Genomic DNA, 15934 nt, shown 5'->3' with positions numbered 1-15934 from the left:
GTGGCGGACATGGACCTGTCCGCCCTCGATACGATTGATGATCCACATGCGCTGCGCCAGGCTGCACGCGCCTTGCTTGCGACCGCGCAGACCACCATTGAACGCCAGCAGGCGTTGATCGATACGCGCGAACGCACCATCACCCTGCGCGATGCGCAGATCGCCGCGCTCACCGCCGAGATCGCCCGCCTGCGCCGGCTGCAATTCTCGGCCAAGACCGAGCGCATGGACCCGGACCAGCGCCAGCTGTTCGAAGACACCATGGCCGCCGATATCGCCGCAGTGGAAGCGCAGTTGGCCGCGCTCCAGGCCGAGGGCGAGACCGCAGCGGTGACCCAGAAGCGTCGGCGTGCAGCAAACGCCGGGCGCAAGCCGTTACCCGAGCATCTTGAGCGTGTAGAAACTCGGCACGAGCCGGCCAACTGCAACTGCCCGCAGTGCAACAGCGCGCTGGTGGCCATCGGCGAGCATGTCAGCGAGCGTCTGGCCTGCAAGCCGCTGGAGTTCTACGTCAAGCGCGATGTGTACCCGCAGTATTGCTGCCGTCGCTGTGAGCTGATCGTCGCCGAGCCGGTGGCGGCGGCGATCATCGAGCGCGGCCAGGCCGATGCCAGCCTGCTGGCCCAGGTCGCTGTCGCAAAGTATGTCGATCACTTGCCGCTGTATCGGCAGGAAGCCATTTATGCACGCAGCGGCGTTGCCTTGTCGCGTAGCACGATGGCCGAGTGGATCGGCGCCATCGGCGTGGCGCTGCAACCGTTGGCCGACCGCCTGGCGGTGCGGATGCAGCAGCAATCGGTGCTGCATGCCGATGAAACCCCGGTGCAGCTGCTGGATCCAACAGCAGGCTCCTCCAAGCGTGCGTATCTGTTTGCGTATGCCACCGCCCACCACCCGGGCGCCGATCCACCGATGGTGGTATTCCAGTTCCAGACCAGCCGCAGCGGCCAGCACGCACGCGATTTCCTTGGGAAGTGGCGCGGCGCACTGATGGTGGACGACTACAGCGGCTATAAAGCCAGCTTTGCGCAGGGTGTCACGGAGCTGGGGTGTTGGGCCCACGCCCGGCGCAAGTGGCATGAGCAGCATGCGGCCAGCGGCAGCGCGATTGCGGCTGAAGCGATCGCGCGCATCGGCGTGCTTTACACCATCGAAGCGGCAGCCAGCGCGCTGAAGCCCGATGAGCGTCTGGCTTACCGACAAGAACACGCCGTGCCGGTGCTATCGCGGCTGAACTGCTGGTTGTTGGAGTTGCAGCAGACGGTGATGGGCAACAGCGGCACCGCGCGTGCACTGGCCTATACGCTCAAGCGATGGGACGCGCTGACGCGTTATGTCCAGGACGGACGTTACCCGATCGACAACAACCTGATCGAAAACGCGATTCGTCCGGTGGCGCTGGGACGCAAGAATTGGCTGTTTGCCGGCTCAGCGCAGGCGGGCAGGCGCGCGGCGGCGATCATGAGCCTACTGGCCACCGCCAAGGCCAACGGTATCGAACCGCATGCCTGGCTGCATGACACCCTGGCGCGGCTGCCGACGACCTTGGATCGGGACATCGATCAATTGCTGCCGTTGCGCACGGAGTGAGGTTTCGGGGTAGGTGAGGTTGGCGGACGCTTACGGATCACCGGCCGCCACGCTGAGGCTGATGCCACCGGCGAGACGGATCTCCACGCTGGTCGTGGGAACGGCGGGGGTGATGTGCAGCGGTAGTGTGGCTGGAAGTGCTGCAGGCGCTGCGGACGCTGCAAGTTTGCCGCGCCAGTAGGTGAAGCTGCTCAACGAGACACTGTGCTCGCGGCACCACGCCGATGGCGTGGCGCCGCTGGCGGACCAGGCAGCAATGCGGTGGGACCAATCATCGTGCTTTGAAGACATCGGGGAGATCCGTTGGGAAGAACGCGATATCCCAACGGGCTGCTGGCTGCTTGTATAGGTGAGGTTGGCGGACGCTTACGTGAGGGCGCGACGCGCAGCGAATTTTCTGCAATACCACTATCGAAAGGTTTCAATCCACGCGCCCGTGAGGGCGCGACACAGTAAAATTTCGCGCGATGCAGTAGTTGAAGCGTTTCAATCCACGCGCCCGTGAGGGCGCGACGCATATATAAATACTAGGCGCCAGGCGCTTAAGGGGTTTCAATCCACGCGCCCGTGAGGGCGCGACCGGGGCGCCGCCTAACCATCATATAACCATCATTGTTTCAATCCACGCGCCCGTGAGGGCGCGACTGCCCTAGCATAAAGGGTTTGCCAGAACTACAAAAAAACTGGGCTTTCCGCGAACCTCTTGACGAGCGGACACGAGGAAGCCGAATTTCTCTCAGTATTTTTGCAAAAATATAAATTTATTCTGGGTCTTCGCGGATCACTGTGGGTGCAATCGAGCATTTTCGGGTAGCGCGGGCAGGAAGCTGGCGATGATCTTGAGCCTCAGGAACTCCTCGTCGCGATAGCCGTAGGCGCTGCGCTGGATGACCCGGATCTTGTTGTTGAGCCCTTCCACCAGGCCGAGGCTGACCTTGTTCTCCGGCCTGCAGTACGCCGCGATGCCGTCCCAGTGCCGCTCGATCATCCCCACGAACGTCTGGTAGGGCGCAAGCCGCTGCCAGCGCAGACTCTGCTTCCAGCGTTCGAAGAACTCCCGTGCACCACGCTCGGTGCGGTAGCTCCACAGCTGTCCGAAGGACTCTTTCAGCAGGTACGCCGTGTTCAGACGTTTGTTGGCCGCCAGCAACTTGGCGAGCGCCTTTCGACCGTCCAGGGTGAGGTTTTCGCGATTGCTCAGCAGGGTGTAACGCTGGCCCTTGATGTAACTGCGATCCTGGCCTTGAAGGCGCTTGTACTCGTCGCGCCGCACCTGATCGAGCGCGTCGGACAGGTGGCGCATGATGTGGAATTTGTCGAACACGATGCTGGCGTTGGGCACGTTCTTGCCCACCGAGTTGCGAAACGGCCGCCACATGTCCATCACCGCCACGTCGATGCCGGCGCTACGTTTTGGGCCCAATTCGGCGAAGAACTGGTCGATGTCCGCCTCGGTGCGCCCACTGCCGCCGAACCAGATCGGTCGGCCGCGCTCCAGATCGCTGACCACAACGCGGTAGTCATGGCCCTTGTGGATCGCGATCTCGTCGATGCCGATGGCGCGCGGCGCCGGCGTCCCCGCCCGGCGCACCTGCTCGGCCATGTACAGCTTGGACAGCTCCTTGACCGTGCTGTCGTGCAGGCGCTCCAGCTCAGCCACGGCCTTGTGCGTCATGCTTCGGCACAGATTGCCCACATGCAGGGCGAATCGCTCGGTGTAGCGCGGATTCTTGGCCAGCCAGTCCAGCCGCTCTACGTGCACGCCGCCGCACCCCGGGCAATCGACCCGCCAGCGCTCGAACTCCACGAACAGCATCCAGCCGGCCGCCCGCAAGTCGCGGGCGCGGCACAGGCGCTTGTCGTAGCGGCTGCGACACCGATGGCCACAGTTGGAACACACGGCCGTTTTTTTCGGCGCCGCAAGGTCACGATCCGCGCCTTCGGGGCGCCGAACACGCCCTTGAGCGTGGACTCCGCCGCAAAGCCGGGGAAGGAAAACAACTCACTCAGCCGACGGCCCGTTTTCATGCAGAACACCGCGTCAAGAAGTCAGCACAGGATGTACCACCTTCTGGGACGGTGGAAAGGGCCTGTTTCCAAGGCTCAACGCAGATTCAGGGGCCTCAAGGCACCCACACGAATCCGCGATGAGCCTTTATTCTTATGGATCAATTGCTTAGGGGGAGCGCGAGTCTGCTGGGTATTTGCAGGACGCTTGGGGTTCGCATCAGAAGATCAGTGGCCCCTTCAGGTCCAGACTGGGCTTTGCCCCGATATGTTCGACGCGCGCTTCCCATTTGGCGCCAAGGTGATAGAAGCGCAGGCTATCTACCGTAGGATCTATCAGGTCGCACAGACGTTGCCGCAATTGCGTCCACTGCGCTGGCTCCACTTCGATTTCGAAGACAGAGAACTGCACCCGTTGGCCAAGGTCGCGGCAGGCCTTGGCGACCTTGCGTAACCGTTTTTCACCGCCGAAGGAGCTGGTGCTGACATCGTAACTGACTAAAACCATCATGATGCAATTCCCCTTCACTTCCACAAGAATGCGGGATAACCATCCAGATCTCCACGCAGACACCTTGCCATGAGCTGTGCCTGTACGAAGGGGAGTAGGCCGATATCGACCTTTTCGCCGAGGAAGGTGTGTTGGAGCTGCTCGCGTTTGCGCTCTTGGTAGGCGACCAGTACAGTTTTGCGCGCGTCGTCCTTGAGGAGAACAGCGCCGTTGTCGAAGACCTGGAAGTCGCGCTCGTTCAACTGGCGGCGATTAATCAGAGATAGTGCCAGGCGCTCGCCAAGCAGTGGCCTGAATTCCTCTGTCAAATCCAGTGCCAGGCTTGGCCGTCCGGGTCGGTCGCGATGAAGGAAGCCAACTGCAGGATCCAGACCAACGGTCTCCAGAGCTGAACGACAATCGTGGGTAAGTAATGTATAGAGAAACGACAGTAGCGCGTTGAAGGCATCGCGCGGTGGGCGGCGATTGCGGCCACCGAAGCGTAGTAGCGGCGCTTCAGCGCGCACGAGCTGACCGAATACGCCGAAGTACGACTGTGCGGCCTCACCCTCGAGACCACGCAGCACGTCCACGCTGGTCTCGATGAGCAGGCGGTGTGGAATGCGCTTGAGTCGCTTGAGTGCATGCTGGAAGGCGGAAATGTCGGTGAGACGGTCGCCATGGTCGCGCCAGCCGCGCGCGAGCACGGCGCGTTGGTTGTGAATCTTTCCTGCCAGCAGGTGGCGCACGATATCGGCGCACCGCAGAGGATCGTCGCTGCGCCGGTACTGCTCGCGGCGCAGCAGGACATTGCCGGAAACCGTGCCTTCGACACGGGCAAGAAAACGTCCCTGCGGGGTCAGGTAGCAGATGCTGATGCCTTGCTCCGCACAGAAGCCAAGCAACTGGGGCGACACTGCCACGCGTCCAATGCAGACGATGCTCTCCAGCATATGAACCGGCAACCGGGTACGTTCCTGCCGATCCACTTCGAGAACGACATTGGCGCCGTCCTTGCGTAGCCAGGCACCGTCGGTGGTGACATAGAGTGTGTTGAGTTGGCGGCGCATGGTCAGTCCGGTTCGGCATCGAGTTGCTGGCGCAGCCAGCTGTTGACGCTGCCACGCCCAAGCAGCCGCGGTTGGCACAGGTCGATCAGTGAGCAAGCGTCACAGCGTCTGCTGTCGTAGCGGGCGCCGGGAGTCACACCGCGTGACAGAAGCGCACGGGTGTCGGTGATGGTGCGGTGAGTCAGCTCGCGCAACGCTGTATCAAAGAGGACATCCTTGCGGCGGCGCGTCTGCCCATAGAAAAGCGCGCCGGCAGCCACCGGGCGCCCGAGCATGGTTTCAAGGCATAACCCCTGGGCACATAGCTGCACCTCATCGGCTCGGTGTGCTTTCGGTCTGCCCCGCTTGTACTCCACAGGTAGCGCGAACTCCCCGGCGGGGTCACGATGGAATTCGACCACATCGGCTTTGCCGGTGATACCCAGTTCCAGTGCCAGCAGCGGCATCGCGGTGACCGTGCGGACTCCCCGCCTGCGCTCGGCGTGGGGCGTGTCAGCGCGCTCATGCAGCAGGCGGCCTTCCGCGGTTTGTCTGTTCTCTGCCCATTGGCGTTCCACATGGATCAGCGCGCACTGGCGCGGGCAGTACAGGTAGTGCTGCAGGGCAGAGAGCGGGATCAGGTCGTCGTCGTCCATGGTTCCCGCTCTCCTGGTGGTCAGAACAGTTCGGTCAAGGTGACGCCGGAAGGAAGCGCGCGATCGATCAGTACCTTGTAATCGGAAAAACTGCGTGCCGGTCCCTGATCCGCCTGCTCAGTGCGCTCGACCTTGACCTTATCGAATAGCAGGTGTGCCGGCGCATTACCCATGGGGTGTTCGTGTTCGAAAACGATCAATTTGCGCGCGGCCATCTCACCGCGAGCGGCAGAGCGGTCGTGCTCGAACAGGTTGGTCAGCGCGCGCCACAGTAGTTGCAGGTCGTCCTCCGAGAAACCAGTGCGCTCAGCCAGTTTGGCCGAAACAAAACCATGCACGCGATACAGGCCATAGGGAAGAATATGCTTGCGGCCCATGGTGCGTTCCTTTTCGAGATCCTTTTCGTTGGTGACCGCCACGCGGGTAATCGAGACTTCCAGTGGCAGTACCGGCTCGACCGAGCTGGCAAACGCCAATTGCACCGGGCCGCGCACTTGGCCGGTGTTCACTTCGGTGGTCATCACCGCGCCGAAGGTGCGCACATCGAAGAAGTTCTGGCACATCCAGGCGGTCAGTTCGCGCGCCTTGTCGCCGTCCTTGGGCAACTTCTTGGCTTCATGTTCGATGCCGAGCGCGGTGTAGGCCTGCTTGTGCTGGTTGTTCAGCACCGACTTTTCCTGCATGTAGATCGTATAGCCGGGTGCGTTTTCCTTCTCCAGCGCCACATAGTTGCGGATCTTGCGCTTGAGCGCCACGTCGGTGACCAGGCCGCGGTTGGTCTCCGGGTCAAGGCGCGGCAGGTTGCCGGCGTCGGGGTCGCCATTGGGATTGCCGTTGGTCACGTCGAACAGGTAGACGAATTCGTAGCGGTGAGTGATGGCGCTCATGCGGGTTCTCCTTCGGAAGCGGTGTCGGGGGCGTCCTGGCCGTTGCTGCGGGCAAAGCGTGCCTGGGTCTGGTGGTAATAGCCGATGGCGAAGCGGCCTTGCTCATGAATCGGTAGGCTGCGCGGAAAGCTGGCTGGAAGCGCATCGATGATCTGGCCGATCTCTTTTTCCAGGTTCACTGCCAGGCCGGCCTTGTCCTTGCGCAATTTGCCGACATGGTTCTGCGCGCTGCGCAACAGCACCGGAAAGATGCTGGCCGGGGTTGCCGAGGCCGCGCCGTAATAGCGGTCGCGGATGGTGGCGTTGACCTGCGCGCCCAGTGCGGCGCGTTGCAGGTTTTCCAATGACGAGAACAACCGGCCCAGCAGGTAGCCAGGATCGGTATTGGCGATATCGAGACTCACGGGGGGTTCTCCCTTGGTGGATGACGGTCCTTGTTGCGACGCCAGACGCGCCTCGCGCGCCAGGACGGCTTTGCACAACGCCACGCGCAGCGGATTGACCTGCCCGTCGGCGCGGAAGCGCATGACGATGGCGCCGAGCAGGCTGCGCGGGTAACGCGTACCGGCGAGGATGGCGCGGGTGAGTTCGCCTGCCAGCAGCGGCGAGACGTCCTCGGCCTTGGGCTTGCCGTGCTCGCCGTAGACCGGAGCGGTCTGCAGGGCGAGGAATGACGGTGTGGGCGGGCGCTTCCACGCCGGTGGCTGCAGGGCGAGGTCGCGGTAGTGGTCGGCCAGGCGCTGAGCGAAGTTGGCCAGCGTCTGGGTTTCCCAGAAACGGATCGACAGGCGCGAGGCATTGGGTGCCAGGCCCAGCACGAAGATGCGGGCGTCGTCGTCCAGCGTGGTATCGAGCTCACGCAGTGGCCGCAGCTGTCGCACCTGCTCCAACGCCAACTGCAGGCGCTGGGTGGCCTGGCCGTCGGCGACCCCCGCGCCATCGGTATCCCCGCCCCGCAGGAAATCGGCGATCAGGTCTTCTGCTCCTTCGGCCTGTGCGCTTGTCCGGGCCTGCGCCCAGAACACCACCGTGCTGTCGCCGATCTGCAGCCGCTGCCGGTTGCGTGGGTCGCGCCGCAGTAGGTGGTTGAGTGCGGTGGTGTAGGCGAAGGTGGCGTGTTCGGACACCGGGGCGTTCTCGCCCTGGCTTTTGCCGTAGGAGGTGAAGGCATCAAGGTTGAACGAGACGATCGATGCCCCGGCACTCTGTGCGCCGTTCACGCCCTTGATCGCCGGATGCAGCCGCGCCAGCGGTGCGCGTTCGCCACTGACCAGGCAGATGCCGGACGCGCCGCCAGCAGCTTGCCCTTGCAGTCGCTCCCAGGCCGCGCGCGCGGCGGAGCGCTGGTGCAGATAGCCGGCATCGCCATGCAGGCGAAACACCATGTTGGCATCTAGCAGTGCCTCGCCGTGCCGCGCGAAGTGCGGGTGCTCGGCCAGTCGAGCAGGTGACCAGCTGTCGAGGAAGGCCAGCAGTGCGCGCAGGCCGGGATCGTCGCTGCCGCCCAGCGCTTGCCGGTGCAATTCCTTGAACGCGGCATGCTCCTGCTCGCAGCGCTTGCTGCTGGCACTGACGCCGAGCGTGTAGCTGGTCTTGTCCCAAAGGAAGAACGATTTGGTTCCTGTCCCGGGTCGTTTGGACGAGGCCGTCACCGAAAGCGACTTGGGAGTCCGCTTCTTGCCTTCGTAGTCGTGTTCGTCGTCCACCGCCACGACCTCGCCGCTGGTGGTCAGCACGATGGTGTAGCCGATCTTCTCCTGGCTGTAGCCGGGCGCGGCGATGCCCGATGCCGGATCGTCCAGCAGCCGCTGGTAGTAGTCGGCGAGCGCGGACAGGATCATGTGCGTACTCCTGCATCTTCCGCTGCCGGCACTTCGACCCGGCCATCGACCATGCGCGCGCGGAAAAAGCGGGGGGTCATGCCGTCGGCGAAGTCGATGTCGTGCAGCATCCAGCCCAGGTCGCGCTCGCCGGCCAGCGTAGGGTCAACGGCCGGCACCGCAGTATCGTCTTCGATCAGCGCGAAGCTGGCCGGGAATTCACGGGCGCCCAGGCACGGCGCCTGGAAGCACTGCCCGCGTCGTGCACGGCGATTGAAGATATCCAGGTGCTTGCCGACGTTGTCGTCGGTGCCGGCCTTTTCGGTCAGCACGAAATGCGCGGCGATCACGTAACCTACTTCGCGCAGCAGGGTGGCTGCACGTTGTTGCCGGTCTTCCTCGACGTAGCTGATCAACGCGTCGGTGCGACCGGCCTTGAGCGCCTTGCTCACGCTGGCTGCAGAGAGCTTGCCCCCCACCTCGTTGCGGCGAATCGACTCGAAGCGGATCGGCCTGAGGACCTGGATGCTGTCCACCACCCAGCGGATTGCCGGTTTCCAGTGGATCGCTTCCAGAATTCCGCGCGCCGCCGACGGGGTGATGATGTCGTAGGAGACCCGTTCCACCTTCATTTCCGGGCGCGTAAACAACGCCCGTTCGCCCCAGACGTGGAGCCTGACTCCGTAACTCATCCTTGGTTCCCTCCTCTGGCGTTGCGTTCTTTGAGTTTGCGTGGTCGGTATCTCAAATGTTGAGACTTGTGTGCAGACATCTTCTCAGTTGACCAGGGCTTCGGCCGCAATGAACTGCGGGTTGTCCCAATGCAGACCGAACTGCGGGTCGTACAGCCGTGGGTTGACCAGCCGTACGAATTGTTCGCCATAGCGTTCCGGCGCGACCGGGGCGATGGCATGGGAATGCCACAGTGCCTTGTAAGCCTGCTCGGGCACCTGTACCAGCCACGGTTGCAGACGGCGGGCGGCGCCGGCCGCGCCCGCGTGTTCTGCGTGTTCGAGCTGGCGCAGGGTCTCTGCCACCTCCGGCACTTCCTTGTCGCTGCCTGCGGCGTAGGGCACGATCAGGGGCCGCATCGTGGTCTGGATCATCTTGAATGTCCGGGCCAGGGTGTCCAGCGGCAGGCTGTCGATCCAGGACCCGCGCAGCAGGCCGAGCAGGTCTTCGCGATCGAGCTTGGCATCGCTCAGGCGTCGGTACAGTTCGGCAAAATAGGCCGCGATCGCATCCATGGCCAACAGGTCGTCGTGGTGGGTGCGCTGCACATCACCAAACACCTCGGCGAACAGTTCAAGCTCCTTTGGCGCTGCCCAGTCCGGGTTGGCCGGCGCGAACACCAGCACCGCGCTGGTCTCTGCTGGACGCCGGCCTTCGCGGTTGCAGCGGCCGGCGGCCTGGGCGATGGAGTCCAGGCCGGCCTCGGCGCGTAGCACGGCAGGGAAATCCACGTCCACCCCAGCTTCAATCAAACTTGTTGCGATCAGCCGGCATGGCCTGCCTGCCTTCAAGTCCTGGCGCACGTCGGCCAGCACCGCGCTGCGGTGACGCGCGTGCATCAAGGTGGTCAAATGCCGCGCACCCGGTTGGTCGGCGAGCGTCTCGAACAGGTGGCGGGCATGGCGGCGGTTATTGACGATGCACAGCACCTGTTCGCGCTGGCGCAGCTGCTCGGCCAGCGCATCGTCATCGAGTGTGCCGACATGGCACACCCGGACGCGCCGCAACCGTGCATACAGCGCCGCTGGATCGTCCACCAGTTCCTGTACCTGTTCCAGGCCGCCCGTGAAGCCTTGGTCCAGGCGGAGTGCTGGCTGCGTGGCGGTGCACAGCACAGGACTGACGCGGTAGTTGCGCGCCAGTTCGTCCAGCAGCGCCACGCACGGGCGCAGCAGTGCATGCGGTAGGGTCTGCGCTTCGTCCAGCACCACGACACTGCCGGCGATGTTGTGCAGCTTGCGGCAGCGCGAGGGACGGTCGGCGAACAGGCTTTCGAAGAACTGCACTGCGGTGGTGACGATGATCGGTGCGTCCCAGTTCTCCATCGCCAGCTTGCGCTTGTCGATGGCTTGCGGTGCCTTGGAGGGGTCGTCGAAGAAGGCGCTATGGTGTTCCAGCACCACATCGTCGCGCTCCTGCACGTCCAGCGCCTGCCGGAAGACCTGCACCGTCTGTTCGACGATGCTGGTGAACGGAATCACATAGATCACCCGGCGTAAGCCGTGCGCGATGGCATGATCCAGCGCGAATGCCAACGAGGCCAAGGTCTTGCCACCGCCAGTGGGCACGGTGAGCGAGAACAGGCCCTGGCGCATGCCAGCCTTGGCGCGGATGTCTCGCAGGATCTGCGCGCGCAAGGGATTGATGCCACCCTCGGCAGGCAAGGTGGCCAGGTGTGCATCCAGGGACTCCCGCAGCTGCGTCAGCGATGGACGCGTGCCGGCTTGCTCGGCACGCGATGGAAGGCCCTCCACGCGCCGGTAGAAGTCGTCGGTGTCGGTGAAATCGGCATCGACAAGGCAGGAGAAGAGCATCCGGGCCAGGACGGTGAGCTGGAATGGCCGGCGCTCCTGGCGGGGATGTCCACTGAAACCATCCGGCAATGTTGCTTTGTCCGGCAGTGCCAGGTCCCGTTCCCAGTCAGGCAGCAAGGGGGGCAGTTCGCGTTCTCGGTAATCCTCGGACAGGCGTTCGGACAGTGCTGGACGCGATTGCGCTGCGTAGCCGGGTTTGCCGTCTGGCAACCCGGCGTGATGGCCGGCGATTGCGTAGGCAATCAGGGTGCCGGCAGTGCCATAGCGCTCATGGGCGACCCGTGCGCCCCAGGTCGCATGATCGACACGGGCGGGGTCGCCATCCAGGCGGCGCTGAAACTTAAGTGTGTACTTGCCAAGGTCGTGTAACTGGCCCGCCAGGCTGGCCAGGAGCTGGCCGCCGAAGGGTGCAGCAGCGTCGGCGGCACGTTCGCCGACGGTGAGCAGGTGATCGGGCAGCCGTTGCCAGTCGCTGCGATCCTGCCGCTGGGTCGAATGCGCAAAAAATTCCATGGTTCCCTCCATGTGCATTGCAGATGAGAATACGCTGGCGGACTTTGTCTTGGAAGCGAAATGCATGTTGCCGGTAGGTGCAGATCCATCGCGTCATTGCCGTGGTCGAGCAAGGTATTGCTCGACCACGCGGCTATGCCTGCTATGTCATTCTTCAGTATGCTGCGATTTACCCAGAACGAGACGCAGCACGCCATGATGCGTGCTGCCTAGCCTGCCGGAAACTGCTTGTCCAGCAACGCGATGAAGTTGCGTTTGATGCGATAGCGTTCTCTCAGCCGGCCGAGTTCCGTGTCGAATGCGGCTTGACCCCGCTTGCCGTGCTGATGCCGATACAGGCGCTGCAGGGTGGGGAGCAGGCTGATCGCTGCGGCATAGCCTTGGCGCTGGGTGCGCGCGATGTGCGCTTCGATCACGGTATGGCAGATCCGCAGCGCGGCGGCAGGGTCGCAGGTTTCGGCAGCCGGCAGCAGGCGCATGGAGGTGTTCAGTGGAAGCGTGCGGGTCTGGTCGGCCGCCAGGTCCACCGCGCGTTGGGCCTGGCCCTCGGCGAGCAGCAGGCGGATGCGGGTCTCGTGCGGGTCGACGTAGCGCGGAACAGATTTGGCATCGAGCGCCTGCAAGGCACGTTCGCGCCAGGTGTCCCACTGGCCCGGCACCGAGGCAACCTCGCGTAGCGCCAGGTAGGCATCCTCGGAGAGGCTGAGCAGATAGATCTTCCAGCGCAACTCCAGCGCATCTTCGGTGAAGCCATCGCGCAGATAGGCCTGGGCAAGCGCCGATAGCAGCCGGGTGTCGTCCGGGGCGATCTTGGCGCCGCGCTCCAGCCAATCCAGTGCCCGGCGTTCGCGTCCGTGCTCGGTGCAACGGCGCGCCATCTCCAGACACTCCAGGCCGGAACGGCTGTTCCTGCCGAAAAAGTCCAGCATGGCGTCCACATTGCCACCGCAGCGTGCGGTGTCTTCAAGCAGCGATGCGGCCAGCACTTGCCGGGTGCGCCCGATGCCGTCGGTCTGCAGCACCTTCAGTACCGCGTGTTCCAGCCGTGCGATGTCGGCGGCGCTCAGCAACGCGGCATAGTCCGACAACGGCCGCAGCAGGCCCCAGTCGTCGAGCATGCGCAATTCGAACAGGCGACTGCCGAGATTGTCGGCCGCTGCTGCGCGTGCGGCATCCAGATGCGCGTGTGCCACTTCGCTCAGGCGCTCGCCCAGATCACCGCGCGAATCGTCGCTTTCTTCGTAGATCGTCAACAGCCGCTTGAAGGCGTATTCGTGCAGGTCCAATGCGGCCAGGGGGGCGCGTTGTCGCGCCTGTTCCAGCAAGGAGGTCAACCCCGCAAGTTGCTGGCTGTAGGCAACGGTGTCCCGCCAATCCATGTAGCGCTTGCGGCCCAGCAGGGTGGTAATGGCCTTGCGCCAGTCCTGCAGCGGCGCGGTGGCCAGTTGCGCCTGGCTCAGCAAGCGCTTGTGCAGCTGACTGTCGTTGTTGGCCAGTTCCAGCAGCAAGGCTTGCAGGGCCTGTTGGCTCTGTGTGGACAGCCACTGCCGCAGTACCTGTTCGGGAGAAGCGGCCTCAGGGGCGGCAACGGCACCGCGCTTTCGGCGTGCAGGTGCAGGACCCTCGGCGGCCACGCGTGCCCAGGTAAGCGCCACGGCAACCTGGTGTTTGCAGAACTCCTCTTGCTGGCCAATCGGACAGTCGCACTGCCCATGCAGTGTGCCATTGCGCCAGGTCAGCTCCACGGCATAGTCCTCGCTGCCGCTCACCGTGGCGCTGACGGACTGAGCGTCAACGGTCAGCAACGTGGCGCGCCCCTGGTCGGCATAGTCAAGGCCACGGACGTAGTAGCTGGGCGTGGTGATGCGCAGCAGAAAGGCTTGATCGAGTTTGCTGGGGGAGAATCTGGAGGTCATCTGCGTAGTGTGCCGAAACCGTGCTGATGAAGACACTGCAGTCACGCAAAATCCGCGCAGATTTTGCCAGAACACTGCAGACACGCGACAATCGGGCGCCCTGCACATCGGAGGCCATCCCGGTGCCGCCCCGATCCAGCCTGCAACATACCGTCTCGTATTGTCGCTGGCTGGTTCCTTCCCCAAGGTCATAACCTGCGCCATGTCCAAGACACCCAAGATCCTCTACACGCTCACCGACGAAGCTCCGTTCCTGGCCACCCAGTCGCTGCTGCCCATCATCGATGCCTATACCGATACCGCTGGCATCGTGGTCGAAACGCGCGATATCTCGCTGGCAGGGCGCATCCTGGCGCTGTTTCCCGAACACCTGGGCGATGCGCAGAAGATCGCAGACGACCTGGCCGAACTGGGCGAGCTGGCCACCACGCCGGAAGCCAACATCATCAAGCTGCCCAACATCAGCGCCTCGGTGCCGCAGCTCAAGGCCGCGATCAAGGAACTGCAGGGCCAGGGTTACGCGCTGCCGGCCTATCCGGACGCGCCCAAGGACGTCGCCGAAAAGGACATCAAGGCGCGCTACGACAGGGTCAAGGGCAGTGCGGTGAACCCGGTGCTGCGCGAAGGCAATTCCGACCGCCGTGCACCGCTGTCGGTGAAGAACTACGCACGCAAGCATCCGCACCGCATGGGCAAGTGGAGCAGCGAGTCCAGGTCGCATGTGGCGCACATGGACGCTGGCGATTTCTTTGGTAGCGAGCAGTCCACCACGATGGCCGACGCCGGCACGCTGACGATCGAATTCGTCGGTGCCGATGGCAACAGCACCGTGTTGAAAGACAAGGTGGCGGTGAGGGCGGACGAGATCGTCGATGCCGCCGTGCTGAGCAAGCGCGCGCTGGCCAGCTTCATCGATGCACAGATTGCCGATGCCAAGGCGAGCGGCGTGCTGTTCTCGGTGCACCTGAAGGCCACCATGATGAAGGTCTCCGACCCGGTGCTGTTTGGCGTGGTGGTCGGTGAGTTCTACAAGGACGCGCTGAACAAGCATGCCGATGCGCTCAAGTCGGTTGGTTTCGATCCCAACAACGGCATTGGCGATCTGTACGCACGTATCGGCTCGTTGCCGGACGATCAGCAGGCGCAGATTACCGCCGATATCCAGGCCGAATACGCACAGCGCCCGGGCCTGGCAATGGTCAACTCCGACAAGGGCATCACCAACCTGCATGTGCCCAGCGACGTGATCGTCGATGCGTCGATGCCGGCGATGATCCGCGACTCCGGCCAGATGTGGAATGCGCAAGGCAAGCTGCAGGACACCAAGGCAGTGATCCCGGACCGTTGCTATGCCGGCGTGTACCAGGCGGTGATCGACGACTGCCGCGCGCACGGCGCCTTCGACCCGGCCACCATGGGCTCGGTGCCGAATGTCGGCCTGATGGCGCAGAAGGCCGAAGAATACGGCTCGCACGACAAGACCTTCCAGCTGCCTGCCGCCGGTACCGTCAAGGTCAGCGATGGCAACGGCAACACCGTGTTCGAACACGCGGTGGAAGCCGGCGATCTGTGGCGCATGTGCCAGGTCAAGGATGCGCCGATCCAGGACTGGGTCAAGCTCGCCGTCGAGCGCGCACGCCTGAGCCAGACCCCGGCCGTGTTCTGGCTGGACAAGGCCCGCGCACACGATGCGCAGGTCATCGCCAAGGTCGAAACGTATCTGAAGGACCACGACACCAACGGCCTGGACATCCGTATCCTGCCGCCGGTGGAAGCGACCACCTTTTCGCTGAAACGCATCCGCAAGGGCCAGGACACCATCTCGGTCACCGGGAACGTGCTGCGCGACTACCTCACCGACCTGTTCCCGATCATGGAGCTGGGCACCAGCGCCAAGATGCTCTCCATCGTGCCGCTGATGGCCGGTGGCGGCCTGTTCGAGACCGGCGCCGGCGGCTCGGCGCCCAAGCATGTGCAGCAGTTTGTCGAAGAGAACTGCCTGCGTTGGGATTCGCTGGGTGAATTCCTGGCGCTGGCCGCCTCGCTCGAACACCTGGGCAACCGCTACGACAACCCCTCGGCCACGGTGCTGGCCAAGGCGCTGGACGTGGCCAATGGCCAGTTTCTGGACAACAACAAGTCGCCGGCGCGCAAGGTGGGCGAACTCGACAACCGCGGCAGCCACTTCTACCTGGCGATGTACTGGGCGCAGGCCCTGGCCGCGCAGACCGAAGACATCGCCCTGCAGGCCAAGTTCGTGCCGCTGGCCAAGGCGCTGACCGAGAACGAAGCCACCATCGTGGCCGAGCTCAACGGTGCGCAGGGCAAGCCGGTGGAGATCGGTGGCTACTACCATCCGGATCTGGCCAAGGTCAGCGAGGCGATGCGCCCGAGCACCACCTTCAACGCCATCCTGGCCACGTTGAAGGCCTGATCGGTAACGCCGCCAGCCGCTGCGTC

The 15934-nt window shown here is 63.7% G+C and carries 12 protein-coding genes; 2 read left to right on the top strand and 10 right to left on the bottom strand.

The window, feature by feature from the left end:
* Positions 1-9 precede the first annotated feature (9 nt).
* Positions 10-1590, top strand: a complete 1581-nt coding sequence (tnpC, locus tag ACCQ13_RS17550; protein WP_159406550.1) for an IS66 family transposase — start codon at positions 10-12, stop codon at positions 1588-1590.
* Between the two features lie 30 nt (positions 1591-1620).
* On the opposite strand, the gene tnpA is transcribed toward tnpC, so the two are convergent.
* The 10 genes from tnpA to ACCQ13_RS17500 all read right to left on the bottom strand — a co-directional run bounded on the left by tnpA (position 1621) and on the right by ACCQ13_RS17500 (position 13474).
* A complete protein-coding gene (gene tnpA / locus ACCQ13_RS17545; protein WP_159407656.1) occupies positions 1621-1881 on the bottom strand; it encodes an IS66 family insertion sequence element accessory protein TnpA in 261 nt (86 codons plus the stop codon).
* Positions 1882-2371: 490 nt separating this feature from the next.
* A complete protein-coding gene (locus ACCQ13_RS17540; RefSeq protein WP_159407655.1) occupies positions 2372-3490 on the bottom strand; it encodes an ISL3 family transposase in 1119 nt (372 codons plus the stop codon).
* Positions 3491-3817: 327 nt separating this feature from the next.
* Positions 3818-4108, bottom strand: a complete 291-nt coding sequence (gene cas2, locus ACCQ13_RS17535; protein WP_104603861.1) for a CRISPR-associated endonuclease Cas2 — start codon at positions 4106-4108, stop codon at positions 3818-3820.
* A 14-nt stretch (positions 4109-4122) separates the two neighbouring features.
* Positions 4123-5157, bottom strand: a complete 1035-nt coding sequence (gene cas1c / locus ACCQ13_RS17530; protein ID WP_159407654.1) for a type I-C CRISPR-associated endonuclease Cas1c — start codon at positions 5155-5157, stop codon at positions 4123-4125.
* A gap of 2 nt (positions 5158-5159) precedes the next feature.
* Positions 5160-5792, bottom strand: coding sequence for a CRISPR-associated protein Cas4 (gene cas4, locus ACCQ13_RS17525; RefSeq protein ID WP_159407653.1), 633 nt, complete (start codon positions 5790-5792; stop codon positions 5160-5162).
* A 20-nt stretch (positions 5793-5812) separates the two neighbouring features.
* Entirely contained in the window at positions 5813-6679 is an 867-nt protein-coding gene (cas7c, locus tag ACCQ13_RS17520; RefSeq protein WP_159407652.1) for a type I-C CRISPR-associated protein Cas7/Csd2, read from the bottom strand.
* Positions 6676-8520, bottom strand: a complete 1845-nt coding sequence (gene cas8c, locus ACCQ13_RS17515) for a type I-C CRISPR-associated protein Cas8c/Csd1 (protein ID WP_104603865.1) — start codon at positions 8518-8520, stop codon at positions 6676-6678. The genes cas7c and cas8c overlap by 4 nt, the downstream gene beginning before the upstream one ends.
* Entirely contained in the window at positions 8517-9191 is a 675-nt protein-coding gene (gene cas5c, locus ACCQ13_RS17510; RefSeq protein WP_104603866.1) for a type I-C CRISPR-associated protein Cas5c, read from the bottom strand. Before cas5c ends, cas8c begins: the two co-directional genes overlap by 4 nt.
* A gap of 84 nt (positions 9192-9275) precedes the next feature.
* A complete protein-coding gene (locus ACCQ13_RS17505) occupies positions 9276-11558 on the bottom strand; it encodes a CRISPR-associated endonuclease Cas3'' (RefSeq protein ID WP_104603877.1) in 2283 nt (760 codons plus the stop codon).
* 209 nt (positions 11559-11767) lie between these two features.
* A complete protein-coding gene (locus tag ACCQ13_RS17500; protein WP_159407651.1) occupies positions 11768-13474 on the bottom strand; it encodes an SWIM zinc finger family protein in 1707 nt (568 codons plus the stop codon).
* 202 nt (positions 13475-13676) lie between these two features.
* Between ACCQ13_RS17500 and ACCQ13_RS17495 the strand changes: the two genes are divergently transcribed.
* Positions 13677-15908 carry an NADP-dependent isocitrate dehydrogenase gene (locus tag ACCQ13_RS17495; RefSeq protein WP_104603868.1) on the top strand — a complete coding sequence of 744 codons (2232 nt, stop codon included), beginning with the start codon at positions 13677-13679 and terminating at the stop codon, positions 15906-15908.
* Positions 15909-15934 lie beyond the last annotated feature (26 nt).

The sequence above is a fragment of the Xanthomonas sp. NCPPB 1638 genome (genome assembly GCF_041475635.2).
Classification (GTDB): Bacteria; Pseudomonadota; Gammaproteobacteria; order Xanthomonadales; family Xanthomonadaceae; genus Xanthomonas; species Xanthomonas cucurbitae.
The sequence above is the reverse complement of the archived record's forward strand: the minus strand, read 5'-3'. Positions and strand labels throughout refer to the sequence as shown.